This is a genomic window from Pseudomonas panipatensis, from assembly GCF_900099785.1.
GTDB lineage: Bacteria > Pseudomonadota > Gammaproteobacteria > Pseudomonadales > Pseudomonadaceae > Pseudomonas > Pseudomonas panipatensis.
On the sequence record NZ_FNDS01000004.1, the window covers coordinates 232,875 to 248,934 of the forward strand.

A 16,060-nucleotide genomic window follows, 5' to 3' on the forward strand; every position below is an offset into this window, starting at 1 on the left:
CGCTCATGCGCCGGGCACTCAGGCGCGGAAGTGGCTCGGCGGCTGGCCGCTCCAGCGCTGGAAGGCGTGCCGCAGGCTGGCGGTTTCGCTGAAGCCGAGCGCCTCGGCGATGCGGTAGATCGGCATGTCGCCGTCCTGCAGCAGCTCCTTGGCGCGGGCGAAACGCAGTTCGTCGAGCAGTTGCTGGTAGCTGGTCTGCTGTTGCTGCAGGTGCCGACGCAGGCTGCGCGAGGAGCAGTTCAGCCGCCGCGCCAGCTCCTCCAGGCCCGGCGGCTCCTGCAGGCGCTCGCCGAGGATCGCGCGGACTTTGTCCAACCAGGCGCGGCGCGCGGCGAGGTCGACGTTCTGCCGGCGACACTGTTCGAGCATCTCGCGGTGGGTCACCGGATCGGCCAGCGGCAGGCGCCGCTCCAGCCAGCTAGCGGGGAAGCCGATGGCGCTGCGCGTCCGATCGAAACGCGGTCGGCAGGCGAAACCCTGGGCATAGGCCGCCTCGCGCTCGGGCGTGCCGGGGTAGTCGAACTCGGCGTGGAGCAGTTGCAGCGGCTGGCCGAGCAGGTCGGCGCAGATCACCTGGAGCGAGCCCAGGCACAGTTCGGTATTGAACGGCAGCAGGCTTGCGTCTTCGCCGTAGCCGGTGGCCACCAGCCAGGCCAGTTCGCCCTCGACGCTCAACGCCAGGTGGAAGTAGGTACCCAGCAGCACCGGATAACCGAGGCCGATGCGTAGCGCTTCGCCCAAGGTCGGTGCGGAAAGTAACGCATAGCCCAGCAGGCCATAGGCGGAAATCCGCGTGCGCAGCCCCAGGCGCAGGCCAAGCGCGGCTTCGCCGGCCAGGCGCTGGGCATTGGCGAACACCTGTTGCTCCTGCCAGGGGCTGATCAGCCGGCGCAGCTCGAGCAAGTCATCGGAGGTGATGCCGCTGCCCTCCAGGATGCTCTCGCGCGGGTGTCCCTCGGCTTCCAGCAGGGACACGGTCAGCGAGGACATGTGCAGGGAATTGAGCCAGGTGGAGCGGGAAAAAGTGGTTGCGATCATGTCTTGCCCATCAGTGCACAACGACGCGCCGACGGGATGTTACCGCCGATGGCGCGGCTAATGGCAAGGCAAGTTGCGTGCCGGAGGCCGGGGCGGCGCCTTGGGCTCGACCGCGCCGCTGGAGGGGCATGGGGGACGGCGGCGTAAAACCGCGAACGGTTGTACGCCCCGGGCTCGCGCCAATCGTGCTGCGCGGTTGGAAACGCCGGATGCCTCAGCCACGCGACAGGAAGCGCATGCCCTCTTCCAGGCCACTGAGGGTCAGCGGGTACATCTGTTCCTTGACCAGCTCGCGCACCAGATTGGTGGAGGCGGTGTAGTTCCAGGTGTCCTTCGGGTAGGGGTTGATCCAGATGAGCTTCTTGTACTTTTCCATGAAGCGCTGCATCCAGACGTAACCGGCCTCCTCGTTCCAGTGCTCGACGCTGCCGCCGGCCTGGGTGATCTCGTAGGGCGCCATGGCCGCGTCGCCGACGAACACCACCTTGTAGTCCGGCCCGTACTTGTGCAGCAGGTCGAAGGTGGCGGTGCGCTCGCTGCTGCGGCGCAGGTTGTTCTTCCACACCGATTCGTAGATGAAGTTGTGGAAGTAGAAGTACTCCAGGTGCTTGAACTCGGTCTTGCACGCCGAGAACAGCTCTTCGCAGACCTTCACGTGGGCGTCCATGGAACCGCCGATGTCGAGCAGCAGCAGGAGCTTCACGGTGTTGCGCCGCTCCGGGCGCATCTGGATGTTGAGCAGCCCGGCATCCTTCGCCGTGTGGTCGATGGTGCCGTCGATGTCCAGCTCTTCGGCGGCGCCTTCACGGGCGAATTTGCGCAGGCGGCGCAGGGCGATCTTGATGTTGCGCGTGCCCAGCTCGACCTGGTCGTCGAGGTTCTTGTACTCGCGCTGGTCCCAGACCTTGGCGGCCTTGCCCTGGCGCTTGCCGGCGTCGCCGACGCGGATGCCCTCGGGGTTGAAGCCGCCGGAGCCGAACGGACTGGTGCCGCCGGTGCCGATCCACTTGTTACCGCCGGCGTGGCGTTCCTTCTGCTCTTCGAGGCGTTTCTTGAACTCCTCGATGAGCTTGTCCAGGCCGCCGAGGGACTGGATCTGCGCGCGCTCCTCGTCGGTCAGCAGGCGCTCGAATTCCTTGCGCAGCCATTCCTCGGGGATCAGTGCCTTGAGGTGGTCGTCGAGTTTCTCCAGGCCCTTGAAGTAGGCGCCGAAGGCCCGGTCGAACTTGTCGAAATGGCGCTCGTCCTTCACCAGGATGGTGCGGGCGAGGTAGTAGAACTCGTCCATGTCGGCGAATACCACGCGGTGCTGGAGCGCATCGATCAGGTCGAGCAGCTCGCGCACCGACACCGGCACCTTGGCCGCGCGCATTTCGTTGAACAGGTTGAGCAGCATGGCTGCATGCCTCGTGATTTCATTGATTCAGGAGCAATGCTCCTTTTGCACTCGGTGCCCGGGCTCGCGAGCCGGAGCCGGGCAAGGCCGCCGCGCAGCAGCCCGCTACTCAGCGGCTGGCGCGGCGGCTCATGAAGGCCAGGCGCTCGAGCAGTTGCACGTCCTGCTCGTTCTTCACCAGGGCGCCGGCCAGCGGCGGAATGGCCTTGGTCGGATCGCGCTCGCGCAGCACCGCTTCGCCGATCTCGTCGGCCATCAGCAGCTTCAGCCAGTCCACCAGCTCGGAGGTCGAGGGCTTCTTCTTCAGGCCCGGCACCTTGCGCACGTCGAAGAAGATATCCAGGGCTTCGCTGACCAGCGAGGCGCGGATATTCGGGTAGTGCACGTCGACGATCTTCTGCAGGGTCTCGCGGTCGGGGAAGGCGATGTAGTGGAAGAAGCAGCGGCGCAGGAAGGCGTCCGGCAGTTCCTTCTCGTTGTTCGAGGTGATGATGATGATCGGCCGCTGCCTGGCCTTGATGGTCTCGTTGGTCTCGTAAACGAAGAACTCCATCTTGTCGAGTTCCTGCAGCAGGTCGTTGGGGAACTCGATGTCGGCCTTGTCGATCTCGTCGATCAGCAGGATCACCCGCTCCTCGGCCTCGAAGGCCTCCCAGAGCTTGCCCTTCTTGATGTAGTTGCGCACGTCGTGGACCTTGTCCACGCCCAGTTGCGAGTCGCGCAGGCGGCTCACCGCGTCGTACTCGTAGAGCCCCTGGTGGGCCTTGGTGGTGGACTTGATGTGCCAGGTGATCAGTTTGGCGCCGAAGGACTCGGCCAACTGCTCGGCGAGCATGGTCTTGCCGGTGCCCGGCTCGCCCTTGACCAGCAGCGGACGCTGCAGGGTGATGGCGGCATTGACCGCCAGCTTGAGGTCGTCGGTGGCGACGTAGGACTGGGTGCCTTCGAACTTCATCAGGGAATCCTCGAACGGTATCGGCCGGGGCCATGCCCGGGCTGAAGGAAAATTTGCGACAGACAGCGACTATAACGCGCAGGTCCTTCGACTGTGAACGCAGACGCGGCATTCAGTCATTGAATGCACGGCCACGGCGCGACCAGGCATTTCCGCCGCGCCCGGCGACCCGGAGCCTGGCAGCCACGCCCCCCCGCCACCCCGATCTTTCCGCCGGTTCGCCGCTGGACTCGCCCAGCGTCGCGGAATAGGCTGGCGGATCACCATCGCGCCACAAGGACACTCACCATGAGCCGCATTTTCGCAGACAACGCGCAGTCCATCGGCAACACGCCGCTGGTCCAGATCAACAGCATCGCCCCGCGCGGCGTCACCATCCTGGCCAAGATCGAGGGGCGTAACCCCGGCTATTCGGTGAAATGCCGGATCGGCGCCAACATGATCTGGGATGCCGAATCCAGCGGTCGCCTGAAGCCGGGCATGAGCATCATCGAACCGACCTCCGGCAACACCGGCATCGGCCTGGCCTTCGTCGCCGCCGCGCGCGGCTACAAGCTGGTGCTGACCATGCCCGCCTCGATGAGCCTGGAACGCCGCAAGGTGCTCAAGGCGCTCGGCGCCGAGCTGATCCTCACCGAACCGGCTAAGGGCATGAAGGGCGCCATCGCCAAGGCCGAGGAACTGGTCGCCGCACATCCCGGCGAGTACTTCATGCCGGCGCAGTTCGACAACCCGGCGAACCCGGCGATCCACGAGAAGACCACCGGCCCGGAAATCTGGAACGACACCGACGGCGCGGTGGATGTGCTGGTGTCCGGGGTCGGCACCGGCGGCACCATCACCGGCATCTCGCGCTACATCAAGAACACCAAGGGCAAGCCGATCCTCTCGGTGGCGGTGGAGCCGGCCAGTTCGCCGGTGATCAGCCAGACCCTCGCCGGCGCCGAGATCAAGCCCGCGCCGCACAAGATCCAGGGCATCGGCGCCGGTTTCGTGCCGAAGAACCTCGACCTGTCGCTGGTCGACCGCGTCGAGACGGTCACCGATGACGAGGCGAAGGCCATGGCCCAGCGCCTGATGCAGGAAGAAGGCATCCTCTGCGGCATTTCCTGCGGCGCCGCCATGGCCGCGGCCGTGCGCCTGGCCCAGGAGCCGACGATGCAGGGCAAGACCATCGTGGTGATCCTGCCCGACTCGGCCGAGCGCTACCTGTCGAGCATGCTCTTCGAGGGCGTGTTCGACGAACAGGAACTGGTGCAGTAAGCCGGCGCGCCGCCCCATCGCGGGGCGGCGCCCTCCCCGCCCCTGTCTGCGGACCCGCAGACAACCCCGCCGTCTCCAAATCCTCCGGCAATACGGTTATTTCTTGCCCAGGCCGCGGCCCCGCCCGGTCGCGCCATTCCCGTTCGCCGTCAGGAATCCAACAATGAAAACAACCGCACCGCTGCTCAGTGCCCTCGCGCTTTCCGTCTCCCTGGGCGCAGGTGTCGCCCAGGCCGACACCGTGAAGATCTACAACTGGTCCGAATACATCGCGCCGGAGACGGTGCCGGGCTTCAGCAAGGAAACCGGCATCCAGGCCACCTACGACGTCTACGACAGCAACGAGACCCTCGACGGCAAGCTGATGACCGGCAAGTCCGGCTACGACGTGGTCTTCCCGTCCAACCACTTCATGGCCAAGCAGATCCAGGCCGGCGCCCTGAAGAAGCTGGACAAGAGCCAGCTACCGAACTGGAAAAACCTCAACCCGGTGCTGATGAAGGCCCTGGAGGTCAACGACCCGGGCAACCAGCACGGCTTCCCCTACCTGTGGGGCACCACCGGCATCGGCTACAACCCGGCCAAGATCAAGGCAGTGCTGGGCGACAACGCGCCGCTCGACTCCTGGGACCTGTTCTTCAAACCGGAGAACATGGAGAAGCTGGCCAAGTGCGGCGTTGCCGTGCTGGACAACGGCCCCGAGCTGCTGCCGATCACCCTCAACTACCTCGGCCTGCCGCACCACAGCCAGAAAGCCGAAGACTACAAGAAGGCCGAAGAAGCGCTGCTCAAGGTCCGCCCGTACATCCGCTACTTCCACTCCTCGAAGTACGTCAGCGACCTGGCCAACGGCGAGGTGTGCATGGTGGTCGGCTTCTCCGGCGACGTGCTGCAGGCGGCGACCCGCGCCAAGGAAGCCAAGAACGGCGTGGAGATCCACTACTCGACGCCCAAGGAGGGCTCGCCGCTGTGGTTCGACATGGTCGCCATGCCCGCCGACGCGCCCGACGAGAAGGCCGGCTATGCCTTCATGAACTACCTGCTGCGCCCGGAGGTGATGGCCGGCATCAGCAACTCGGTGCACTACGCCAACGGCAACCAGGCCGCCGACCCGCTGGTGGACGCGGCGATCAAGGCCGACCCGGCGATCTACCCGCCGCAGGAGAAGATGGCCAAGCTGTTCGCCCTGGAATCCATGCCGCAGAAGATCGACCGCCTGCGCACGCGCATCTGGAACACCATCAAGACCGGCAAGTAATCCGCGCCGCGCCGGGCCTCAGCTTCCAGGGAGCCCGGCGCCACGCCCTGGGCCGGCGGCGCTTTGTCGCCGGACTCGCGGATTGCCGCGCCGCTCTCCCGCGCCTCGCCGGCGCCCGCCGGCGCGGCTATAGTCACCCCGTCCCATCCAGCCACGCAGCCACCGGCCATGACCTACGCGCCCAAGCTCCCCGCCCCGTCCTTCGCCCACCCTGGTGAAGCGCGTGCCTGCCTGCGTGACGCCATCGCCCACCTGTCTCCCGCCGTTGCCGCCCTTGCCGTGGCGCCCCCGCCGCCCTCCGTCGCGGCCTGCCCGCCGCCGGGTGCGAGCGCCTGACCCAGGCGCCACCCCCACAGCGCTGAACCCTATGCCGCCGCGCCACGCCCGCGCGCTGCGGTCCTGGCCGGTCGCGTCAGCACCGGCCGCTGTGCCCAGACAGGTGAATCCCATGTCCAGTTTCAATCGTTCCAGCCTGGCCAACCTGGCCAGTACCGGCCTTTTCGTGCTGCTCTGGAGCAGCGCGGCGATCGCCTCCAAATGGGGGCTGGCCCACGCCTCGCCCTTCGTCTTCCTCATCGGGCGCTTCGCCATCGCCCTGCTCGCCTTGCTGGCGCTCGGCCCGCTGCTCGGCCTGCGCCTGCCCCGGCAAGCGCGCGAGCGCCGCCAGGCGCTGCTCACCGGCCTGGTGCTGCTGGGCTTCTACCCGATCTTCTATCTGCTGGCGCTGGACCTGCGGGTGACGCCCGGGGTGATCGCCACGCTGCTCGGCGTGCAACCGATCCTCACCGGCATCCTCCTCGAACGGCGCTTCTCGGCCACACGCCTGAGCGGCCTGTCGCTCGGCCTGGGCGGGCTGGTGCTGGTGGTCTACCAGAGCATCGGCTTCAGTGGGCTGACCGTCGGCGGCCTGCTCTGCGGCCTGTTGGCGCTGTTCGGCATCACCGTCGGCACCCTGCTGCAAAAGGGCCTGCGAGAAAGCCCGCTGGGCAGTCTGCCGCTGCAATACGCCGCCGGCCTGCTGCTGTGCCTGGCGCTGGCACCGACCCAGCCGTTACGCGCGGACTGGAGCCTGGAACTGCTGCTGACGCTGCTGTGGATGGGTCTGGTGATCTCGGTGGGCGCGACCCTGCTGTTGTACCGGCTGATCGCGCGCGGCAACCTGGTGCAGGTCACCAGCCTGTTCTACCTGGTGCCGGCGGTGACCGCGCTGCTCGACTACCTGGTGTTCGGCAACCGCCTGGGCGGCCTCGCCCTGCTCGGCATGGGGCTGATCGTCGTGGGCCTGCTGCTGGTGTTTCGCCAGCCACGCGGCGCGGCGGACACCCCCTCGCGCGAAGGCGGCCGGGCCGCTTGAGCCGTGCGCAGATAGGCGTCCGCGGCGACCTTGCGTTGCCGGGACGCCCTGGCCGGCCGGATTGCCGGCCGTCGCAACGGTCTGGGCCGGGCGCCCGCGCGGACGCCGCGCTTTCCCTCCGCCCGCACCCTGGCTAAGCTCGCTGCAACCCCGCCAACGAGACGCGCCCATGATGCACGCCCAGATCGCGCAGACCATCCTGCAAGGCTTCGACGATTACCGCGAGCGCTTCCGGCAGATCACCGACGGCGCGCCGGCGCGTTTCGAGCAGGCGCTCTGGCAGGAAGCTCAGCGGGCCTCCGCCGAGCGCATCAACCTGTACGAGGACAAGGTCGCTGAAACGGTCGCGCGGGTGATCGGCGATTTCGGCCGCGAGGCGCTGCTGGACGTGGAGCGCTGGCCGCTGATCAAGAGCGCCTACATCCGTCTGATCGACCCGCGCAACGACGACGAGCTGGCGGAAACCTGGTTCAACTCGATCTTCTGCGGGCTGTTCAGCCACGACAACATCAGCGACGGCACCATGTTCGTGCACACCACGCGACCCTCGCTGCGCGCCCAGACCCGCGACCCGCACACGCGCCTCTACCGGCCGCGCGGGCACCTGCGCCAGGCGCTGGAGCAGATCTTCGCCGACTACCGCTTCCAGGTGCCCTACGAGGACGAGGCCGGCAACCTGGAACGCATCGACGCCCTGCTGCGGCACAACCTGCCGGACTGGGTGTGCAAGGACCCCGAGCTGAGCATCGAGCTGATCGGTTCGGTGTTCTACCGCAACAAGGGCGCCTACCTGGTCGGGCGCCTGTTCACCCCGGACGAGCAGTGGCCGCTGGTGTTCCCGCTGATCCACCGCGATGGCAAGGGCATCCAGTTCGACACGGTGATCACCGACGAGGCGGAAGTCTCGATCATCTTCTCCTTCACCCGCTCCTACTTCATGGTCGACGTGCCGGTGCCGGCCGAGCTGGTGGCCTTCCTCAAGCGCCTGCTGCCGGGCAAGCACATCGCCGAGCTGTACACCTCGATCGGCTTCTACAAGCAGGGCAAGAGCGAGTTCTACCGTGCGCTGATCAACCACCTGGCGAGCACCGACGACCGCTTCATCATGGCGCCCGGGGTGCGCGGCATGGTCATGAGCGTGTTCACCCTGCCCGGCTTCAACACCGTGTTCAAGATCATCAAGGACAACTTCAACCCGGCGAAGAACGTCGACCACGCCACCGTCGTGCAGAAATACCAGTTGGTGAAGAACCACGACCGCGTCGGCCGCCTGGCCGACACCCAGCAGTTCGCCGATTTCCGCTTCCCGGTGAGCAAGTTCGAGCCCGAATGCCTGGCCGAACTGCTGGAGGTGGCGCCGTCGACCGTGCTGCTGGAGGGCGATGTGGTGCTGATCCGCCATTGCTGGACCGAACGGCGCATGACCCCGCTGAACATCTACCTGGAACACGCCACCGACGCACAGGTGCGCGAGGCGCTGAACGACTACGGCCTGGCCATCAAGCAACTGGCGGCGGCGAACATCTTCCCCGGCGACATGCTGTTGAAGAACTTCGGCGTCACCCGCCACGGCCGCGTGGTGTTCTACGACTACGACGAGATCAGCTACCTCACCGAAGTGAACTTCCGGCACATTCCCGAGCCGCGCTACCCGGAGGACGAACTGTCGTCCGAGCCCTGGTATTCGGTCGGGCCGATGGACGTGTTCCCCGAGGAGTTTCCGCGCTTCCTGTTCGTCGACCTGGCGCAACGCCGGTTGTTCAGCAAGCTGCACGGCGACCTCTTCGACGCCGACTACTGGAAGGGCCTGCAGGCGCAGATCCGCGCCGGCAAGGTCATCGACGTATTCCCCTACCGCCGCAACGAGCTGCCGGAAAAAGCCCTGGCGGAATGAGCCGCGCCCGTAGGGCGCATAGCGCCTGGGGCGTTATTGCCGTGGTCATCGGGCATCGCTGTTTCGACCGCCGCGCCTATCCCCGAAACGCCTGCCGGTAGGCGCTCGGCGAAACCCCCAGCGCGGCACTGAAGTGCTGCCGCAGCGAGGCCACCGAGCCGAAGCCGGCGAGGCTGGCGATCGCCGGGATGGGCTGTTCGGTCGATTCCAGCAGGCGCTGCGCCAGGGCCAGGCGTTCGCCGCGCAGCCAGTCGCCCAGGGTCGCGCCGGTGAGCTGGCGGAAATGCCGGCTGAAACTGCGCCGGCTCATCAGCACGCGTGCGGCCAGGCTGTCCAGGTCGTGGGGTTGGTCGAGGCGTTCGCGGACCCAGTCGAGCAGGCCGGACAGGCGGTTGTCGCGGGCCGTCGCCGGCAACGGCTGTTCGATGAATTGCGCCTGGCCGCCCTGGCGGTGCGGCGCCACCACCAGGCGTCGCGCCTGCTGGTTGCTCAAGCCGGCGCCGCAGCGCTGGCGCAGCAGGTGCAGGCAGCAGTCGATGCCGGCCACGGTGCCGGCGGAGGTGAGGATCGGGCCATCGTCGACGTAGAGCACGTCCGGCTGCAGCCGAACCTTCGGGAAACGCTGGGCGAATTGCTCCACGCACAGCCAGTGGGTGGTGGCCACGCGGCCGTCGAGCAGTCCGGCCTCGGCGAGGACGAAGGCGCCCAGGCACAGGCCGACCAGTTGCGCGCCGCGCGCCTCGGCCGCCACCAGGGCGTCGAGCAACGCCTGCGGCGGGCGCTCCTGGGGATCGCGCCAGCTCGGCACTATCAGCGTATCGGCGGCGGCCAGGGCCTCCAGGCCATGCGGCGTGTCGATGCTGAAACCGGCGCTGGTGCGCAACGGCCCGGCCTCGGCGGCGCAGACGCACAGCTCGAAGCGCACGCGGTCGCCGCCCGGATCGCCCTCACCGAAGACCAGGCAGGGCACCGACAGGTGAAAGGGGCTGATCTGGTCGAACGCGACCACCGCCACACGATGGATATCCACAGACACCTCCAGCGGTTTTCAGCAAGGGCAGCACGCCCAGGACCGCACGACGAGAAGAATACGTTGGCCCGATTCTAGCGAAAGCTGTCATCCGGGCCACTCACACTGGTCGGCGCGCCCTGCGCAGAATGGCCACATCGTCACCCACCCCGGAGAACAAGACATGAGCGACAGCCCGAAACGCGCCCTGATCGTCATCGACGTGCAGAACGAATACTTCGACGGCAACCTGCGCATCGAATACCCACCGGTCAGCGACTCCCTGGCCAATATCCTCCGCGCCATGGACGCCGCCCACGCCGCCGGCATCCCGGTGGTGCTGCTCAAGCACCTGGCGCCGGAAGGCTCGCCGATCTTCGCCCGCGGCAGCCACGGCGCCGAACTGCACCCGCAAGTGGCGCAGCGGCCCTACGATCTTCTGCTGGAGAAATCCAAGGCCAGCGCCCTCAGCGGCACCGGCCTGGGCGACTGGCTGCGCCAGCGCGGCATCGACACGCTGAGCATCGTCGGCTACATGACCCACAACTGCGACGACGCCACCGCCCGCCAGGCGGCCCATGAAGGCTGGCACGTGGAGTTCCTCGACGACGCCAGCGGTTCGCTGCCCTACGCCAACAGCGCCGGCAACGCCAGCGCCGAGGAAATCCATCGGGTGTTCAGCGTGGTGCTGCATTCGTCCTTCGCCACGGTGCTGAGCACCGAACGCTGGCTGGCAGCGCTGAACGCCGGCGAAGCGCCACCGCGCGACACCATCTACGCCTCCAACCAGCGGGCGCTGGCGGCGCGGGGGCGATAGTCGCCGCCGCCGAGGCGGTTGCCGCCCGCGCGCGTCAGCTCCAGTGGCGGCGCGCGCTGTGGCGGTTGTCGCCGAGCCCGACCAGGGCGCCCAGCGAGACCATCAGCAACTCGACGATCCAGGCCATCAGCAGGCCGCCGCCGAGCGCCCAGCCAATGGCTTCCGGCACCAGCGCCACCTGGTAGGTGTAGCTGTCGAAGGTTTCCCGCAGCAGTTCCAGGTTCGGCGCGCTGAGCATGTGCCAGGCGCGGGCGTACCAGGGGCCCTGCAGGACCTGCCACTCCTTGTCGAACAGCTGGGAGCGGCGCAGCACCCGCTCGATGTTGTCGGCGTCACGCTGGAACACCGGATCGGGACTGCCGCGGTAGTGCGCCACCAGGGCATTGAGGTCGCCGGTGAAGAACTGCCCGGCGGTGCCGCGATAGCCTTCCAGGGCCTGGCTCGCCTCTTGCCGGTGGGCGTCCACGCGCAGCGCGTAATCCTTGATGAAGCCCGGCACCTGTACGCCGACCATCAAGCCGAAGGCGAAGAGCACCAGACGAATGTAGCTGCGCAGCATGTTTGTCCCCTTGTGATGATCCGGCTACCTGCACGGCGGCGTTCAGACGCGGCCCTGGTCGAGAATCTCGCCGCGCCACCAGAGCATCCACTCGCCGCTCTGCTGCAGGTTCCAGTTTTCGTTGTCGGTCAGCGGCTCGGTGGCGATCACCGTGACCACGTCATTGGGCGTGGTTTCCGCCTGGAAGTCCACGGTCAGGTCCGCGTCTTTCAGCCGCGCCGGGCCGAAGGGAGCCCGGCGGGTAACGTAGGCCAGCTTGCTGGAGCAGAAGGTGAACAGCCAGTCGCCGTCGCTGAGCAGGCAGTTGAACACACCCTTCTGCCGGTAGTCGGCGCAGGCGCCGATCAGCGTGGGCAACAGCACTTCCACCGGCACCGGCTCGGGGAAGGCCCGGCGCACGCGATTGAGCAGATCACAGAAGGCCGCTTCGCTGTCGGTATCGCCCACCGGCCGATAGAGCCCCGCGGGCGGCGCGAAATCGGCCAACTGGCCGTTGTGCGCGAAGGTCCAGTAGCGCCCGCCCAGTTCGCGGACGAAGGGATGGGTGTTGGACAGGCAGACCTTGCCGACATTGGCCTGGCGGATATGCCCGATCACCGTCTCGCTCTTGATCGGGTAGCGCTGCACCAGGCGCGCCACTTCCGAGTCGATGCTCGCCTGCGGGTCCTGGAACAGGCGCACGCCGCGCCCTTCATAGAAAGCGATGCCCCAGCCGTCGCGGTGCGGACCGGTGCCGCCGCCGCGCTGCATCAGGCCGGTGAAGCTGAAGACGATATCGGTGGGTACGTTGGCGCTCATGCCGAGCAGTTCGCACATGGCTCGAATCTCCTGTTGCAGAGCCAGCCGCACGCCCGCCGCCGTGGGCGACGGACTGCTTCGCGGGGCCACAGCGCCCCGCGCGATGAATCAGGGGAAAGATACGGAACCTGGCGGAACCGACAGGCGCCATGCTGAACGCCCGCCGGGCGCCGCGCAAGGGCGGCGCCGTGACGCAATCAGAGGCGCGGCTCGATGCGCATGCGGCGGTCGCCACGCTCGTCGGTGCGGCTGTCGACGTCCGGCATCAACTGCGGCTGCATCATCTGCCGCATGGTCGGTTCCTTTTCCGCCTCGGCGCGGGCCCGACGGCTTCTCGCGGCGCGCTCGATGGGCCAGCGGATGGCCACGAACAGCAGGTACACGGCGAAGGCCACGAGCATCACCAGGGCCAGGTCGGATACCGCACGCCAGGCGTTGTTGCCGACCTTGAAGACGATATCCAGGGCGGTGATGGCGATCGCCGGGGCGTATTCGTTGTTGGCCGGGTCCACCGGGGTCGGGGTGAACAGCAGAACCAGCACGATCACCCGCAGCGGCTCGCGCAGCCAACGCCACATCCAGCCGGTCATCAGGAACCAGACCAGCAGGAGTCCGAGGCCGGCGACCAGATAGGCGCCCCAGGCGAGCAGATAATCGTTATGGTTCATGCGCGTGCGTGCGATAGCGGCGGAGGGGCGCTTATGATAGCCGCTTTTACCCGCGGGTGCGCAGCCGGGCGTCACCCCTGCCCCGCCAAGGAGCCGCCATGACCGATCGCCAGCCTCCCATCGCCCGTCGCGAAGCCGCCGCCGACCCTTACGCCTGGTTGGAAAACCGCGACACTGCCGAGGTGCTCGACTACCTCAAGGCGGAGAACGCCTACCTGGAAGAGCAGCTGGCCGACCAGGACGCGCTGCGCGAAACGCTGTTCCAGGAGATCAAGGGGCGTATTCGCGAAACCGACCTCTCGCTGCCCTCGCCCTGGGGGCCCTGGATGTACTACCAGCGCACCACCGCCGGCGACGAGTATCCGCGCCACTACCGCTGCCCCCGCCCGGCCGACGGCTCGCTGACGGTGGATGAAAGCGCCGAACAACTGCTGCTCGACCCCAACGCCCTGGCCGGCGACGACTTTCTCGCCCTCGGCGCCTTCAGCATCAGCCCGGACCACTCGCGCCTGGCCTACAGCCTGGATACCAGCGGCGACGAAATCTACCGCCTTTACGTCAAGGACCTGGCCAGCGGCGCCGTCGAGGAACTGCCCTTCGACGACTGCGACGGCAGCATGACCTGGGCCAACGACAGCCGCACACTGTTCTTCGGCGAGCTGGACGACACCCACCGACCGCACAAACTCTACCGCCATACCCTGGGCGAAGCAGGCGCCGAGCTGGTGTTCGTGGAAACCGACGGGCGCTTCTTCCTGCACTGCTACCGCGCCAGCTCCGAACGCCAGTTGGTCCTGCTGCTCGGCAGCAAGACCACCAGCGAGGCCTGGGTGCTCGACGCCGAGCAGCCGCGCGGCGAATTCCGCTGCCTGGCGCCGCGCGAGGAGGAACACGAATACCACGTCGACCACGGCCGTCTCGACGGGCAATGGACCTGGTTCATCCGCAGCAACCAGAGCGGCATCAACTTCGCCCTGTACAGCGCCAGCGAGGCACAGCCGACCCGCGAGCACTGGCGCGAGCTGATCGCCCATCGCGAACAGGTAATGCTGGAAGACATCACCCTCAACCAGGACGCGCTGACCCTCAGCCTGCGCGAAGGCGGCCTGCCGATCATCGAAGTCCACGCCAATGGCCAGGCGCCACGGCGTGTCGAACTGCCCGACGCGGCCTACAACCTCTATGTGCACGACAGCCTGGAGTTCGACAGCCCGAGCATCCGCCTGCGTTACGAGGCGCTGAACCGCCCGGCGCAGATCCGCCAGTTGAACCTGGCCAGCGGCGCGCAGACGGTGCTCAAGGAAACCCCGGTGGAAGGGCCGTTCGACGCCGACGCCTATGTCAGCCGCCGGCTCTGGGCGCCCAGCGTCGATGGCGTGCAGGTGCCGATCAGCCTGGTGGCCCGCCGCGAGGTGCTCGACGGCATCGCCGCCGGCCGCCCGGCGCCACTCTACCTGTATGGCTACGGCGCCTACGGCATGAGCCTCGACCCCTGGTTCTCCCATGCGCGCCTGAGCCTGCTGGAGCGCGGTTTCGTCTTCGCCATCGCCCACGTGCGCGGCGGCGGCGAGCTGGGCGAAGCCTGGTACCGCGCCGGCAAGCTGGCGCACAAGCAGAACAGCTTCAGCGACTTCATCGCCTGCGCCGAACACATCTGCCGCGAGGGCTACAGCACCCCGCGGCAGACCGCCATCAGCGGCGGCAGCGCCGGCGGCCTGCTGATCGGCGCGGTGCTCAACCAGCGCCCGCAGCAATTCGCCGCGGCGATCGCCGAGGTGCCCTTCGTCGATGTGCTGAACAGCATGCTCAACCCCGACCTGCCGCTCACCGTCACCGAGTACGACGAGTGGGGCAACCCGCAGGAGCCGGAGGTCTATCAGCGGATCAAGGCCTACGCCCCCTACGAGAACGTCAGCGCCCAGGACTACCCGGCGATGCTGGTGGTGGCCGGCTACAACGACAGTCGCGTGCAGTACTGGGAAGCGGCCAAGTGGGTGGCCAAGCTGCGCGTCAGCAAGACCGACGAGCGCCTGCTGCTGCTCAAGACCGAGCTGGGCGCCGGCCATGGCGGCATGAGTGGCCGCTACCAGGGGCTCAAGGACGTGGCCCTGGAATATGCCTTCCTGCTCAAGGTGCTGGGCCTGGCGGACGCCGGCGCCTGATGCTCTACACCTGCCCCTGCTGCGGCCACTTCAGTTTCAACGATGCGCCGGGCTCCTACGAAATCTGCCCGATCTGCTTCTGGGAAGACGACTACACCCAGTTGTGCTTCCCGGATGCCCGCGGCGGCGCCAATACGGTGAGCCTGATCGAAGCGCAGGTGAACTACGTGCAATGGGGCGCCTGCGAGAAACACCTGCAGGCGCAGGTGCGCCCGGTGACCATCGAGGATGAGCTGGACCCGCAATGGTTCCCGCTCTGGCAGCGGCCGGTGGACTATGTCCCGGAACGGGAAATGCGCGCCAGCGACCGCTCGCCGGGCGTCGAAGCCTGCTACTGGCTGCGCTCGCCGCGCGGCGAGCGCCAGCGCTGAAACGGCGGCGGCGGCTTCAGCCGGCGCGGAAGATCAGGTGTTCTTCCCAGTCGTCCTCGGCTACCTGGTTCTCGCTGAGCATGCGCCCCGACTGCGAGATGCGCTCATGGTGCACCGCGTCCGGGTCGCCACAGACCAGCGGGTGCCAGAGCGGCAGGTCCTTGCCTTCGGCGACCAGGCGGTAGGCGCAGGTCGGCGGCAGCCAGCGGAACTCGTCGGCCTGCGCCGGGGTGAGCTGGATGCAGTCCGGCACGCTGGCGCGGCGATTGGCGTAATCGGTGCAGCGGCAGGTCTTCAGGTCCAGCAGCTTGCAGGCGATGCGCGTGTAGTAAACGCTGCCGTCGTCTTCATCCTCGAGTTTCTGCAGGCAGCACAGGCCGCAGCCGTCACAGAGCGACTCCCACTCTTCCTGGTCGAGTTGGGCGAGGGTCTTGCGTTTCCAGAAAGGTTCGACTTTGGCGGCCATGATCTGCGCTGGGGCTTCGGGAGGGAGGATTTCACGGGGCGCCAAGTCTATG

General features: G+C 67.3%; 15 protein-coding genes. 7 read left to right on the top strand and 8 right to left on the bottom strand.

Going from position 1 to position 16,060, the window contains the following annotated elements; translation table 11 throughout:
* Positions 1–18: 18 nt before the first annotated feature.
* The 3 genes from BLQ74_RS11270 to BLQ74_RS11280 form a co-directional block, all read right to left on the bottom strand.
* Entirely contained in the window at positions 19–1,038 is a 1,020-nt protein-coding gene (locus BLQ74_RS11270; protein WP_090262655.1) for an AraC family transcriptional regulator, read from the bottom strand.
* Positions 1,039–1,252: 214 nt separating this feature from the next.
* A complete protein-coding gene (locus BLQ74_RS11275) occupies positions 1,253–2,434 on the bottom strand; it encodes a vWA domain-containing protein (protein ID WP_090262656.1) in 1,182 nt (393 codons plus the stop codon).
* A 109-nt stretch (positions 2,435–2,543) separates the two neighbouring features.
* Positions 2,544–3,389 (bottom strand): AAA family ATPase, encoded by an 846-nt coding sequence (locus tag BLQ74_RS11280; protein ID WP_090262657.1) that lies wholly within the window; start codon positions 3,387–3,389, stop codon positions 2,544–2,546.
* 288 nt (positions 3,390–3,677) lie between these two features.
* Between BLQ74_RS11280 and cysK the strand changes: the two genes are divergently transcribed.
* The 4 genes from cysK to aceK all read left to right on the top strand — a co-directional run bounded on the left by cysK (position 3,678) and on the right by aceK (position 9,158).
* On the top strand, positions 3,678–4,652 hold the full coding sequence (gene cysK / locus BLQ74_RS11285; RefSeq protein ID WP_090262658.1) for a cysteine synthase A: 975 nt from the start codon (positions 3,678–3,680) through the stop codon (positions 4,650–4,652).
* A 163-nt stretch (positions 4,653–4,815) separates the two neighbouring features.
* Positions 4,816–5,910, top strand: a complete 1,095-nt coding sequence (locus BLQ74_RS11290) for a polyamine ABC transporter substrate-binding protein (RefSeq protein WP_090262659.1) — start codon at positions 4,816–4,818, stop codon at positions 5,908–5,910.
* A 448-nt stretch (positions 5,911–6,358) separates the two neighbouring features.
* A complete protein-coding gene (locus tag BLQ74_RS11295) occupies positions 6,359–7,264 on the top strand; it encodes a DMT family transporter (RefSeq protein ID WP_090262660.1) in 906 nt (301 codons plus the stop codon).
* 169 nt (positions 7,265–7,433) lie between these two features.
* Positions 7,434–9,158, top strand: coding sequence for a bifunctional isocitrate dehydrogenase kinase/phosphatase (gene aceK, locus BLQ74_RS11300; RefSeq protein WP_090262661.1), 1,725 nt, complete (start codon positions 7,434–7,436; stop codon positions 9,156–9,158).
* Between the two features lie 76 nt (positions 9,159–9,234).
* Here aceK and BLQ74_RS11305 read toward each other — a convergent pair whose 3' ends face one another.
* A complete protein-coding gene (locus BLQ74_RS11305; RefSeq protein ID WP_090262662.1) occupies positions 9,235–10,188 on the bottom strand; it encodes a GlxA family transcriptional regulator in 954 nt (317 codons plus the stop codon).
* Positions 10,189–10,351: 163 nt separating this feature from the next.
* On the opposite strand from BLQ74_RS11305, the gene BLQ74_RS11310 reads away from it, so the two are divergent.
* Entirely contained in the window at positions 10,352–10,984 is a 633-nt protein-coding gene (locus BLQ74_RS11310) for a cysteine hydrolase family protein (RefSeq protein ID WP_090262663.1), read from the top strand.
* 34 nt (positions 10,985–11,018) lie between these two features.
* On the opposite strand, the gene BLQ74_RS11315 is transcribed toward BLQ74_RS11310, so the two are convergent.
* From BLQ74_RS11315 to BLQ74_RS11325, 3 genes are all read right to left on the bottom strand, one after another.
* Positions 11,019–11,543: a DUF2937 family protein gene (locus BLQ74_RS11315; protein ID WP_090262664.1), complete on the bottom strand. Its 525-nt coding sequence runs from the start codon at positions 11,541–11,543 to the stop codon at positions 11,019–11,021.
* Positions 11,544–11,585: 42 nt separating this feature from the next.
* A complete protein-coding gene (locus BLQ74_RS11320) occupies positions 11,586–12,359 on the bottom strand; it encodes a class II glutamine amidotransferase (protein WP_090262665.1) in 774 nt (257 codons plus the stop codon).
* A 179-nt stretch (positions 12,360–12,538) separates the two neighbouring features.
* Positions 12,539–13,009 (bottom strand): MFS transporter, encoded by a 471-nt coding sequence (locus BLQ74_RS11325; RefSeq protein WP_090262666.1) that lies wholly within the window; start codon positions 13,007–13,009, stop codon positions 12,539–12,541.
* A 98-nt stretch (positions 13,010–13,107) separates the two neighbouring features.
* On the opposite strand from BLQ74_RS11325, the gene BLQ74_RS11330 reads away from it, so the two are divergent.
* A complete protein-coding gene (locus BLQ74_RS11330; RefSeq protein ID WP_090262667.1) occupies positions 13,108–15,171 on the top strand; it encodes a S9 family peptidase in 2,064 nt (687 codons plus the stop codon).
* On the top strand, positions 15,171–15,542 hold the full coding sequence (locus tag BLQ74_RS11335) for a CPCC family cysteine-rich protein (RefSeq protein ID WP_090262668.1): 372 nt from the start codon (positions 15,171–15,173) through the stop codon (positions 15,540–15,542). Before BLQ74_RS11330 ends, BLQ74_RS11335 begins: the two co-directional genes overlap by 1 nt.
* Positions 15,543–15,558: 16 nt before the next feature.
* Here the strand turns inward: BLQ74_RS11335 and BLQ74_RS11340 are convergent, their stop codons facing one another.
* Positions 15,559–16,008 (bottom strand): YcgN family cysteine cluster protein, encoded by a 450-nt coding sequence (locus BLQ74_RS11340; protein WP_090262669.1) that lies wholly within the window; start codon positions 16,006–16,008, stop codon positions 15,559–15,561.
* Positions 16,009–16,060 lie beyond the last annotated feature (52 nt).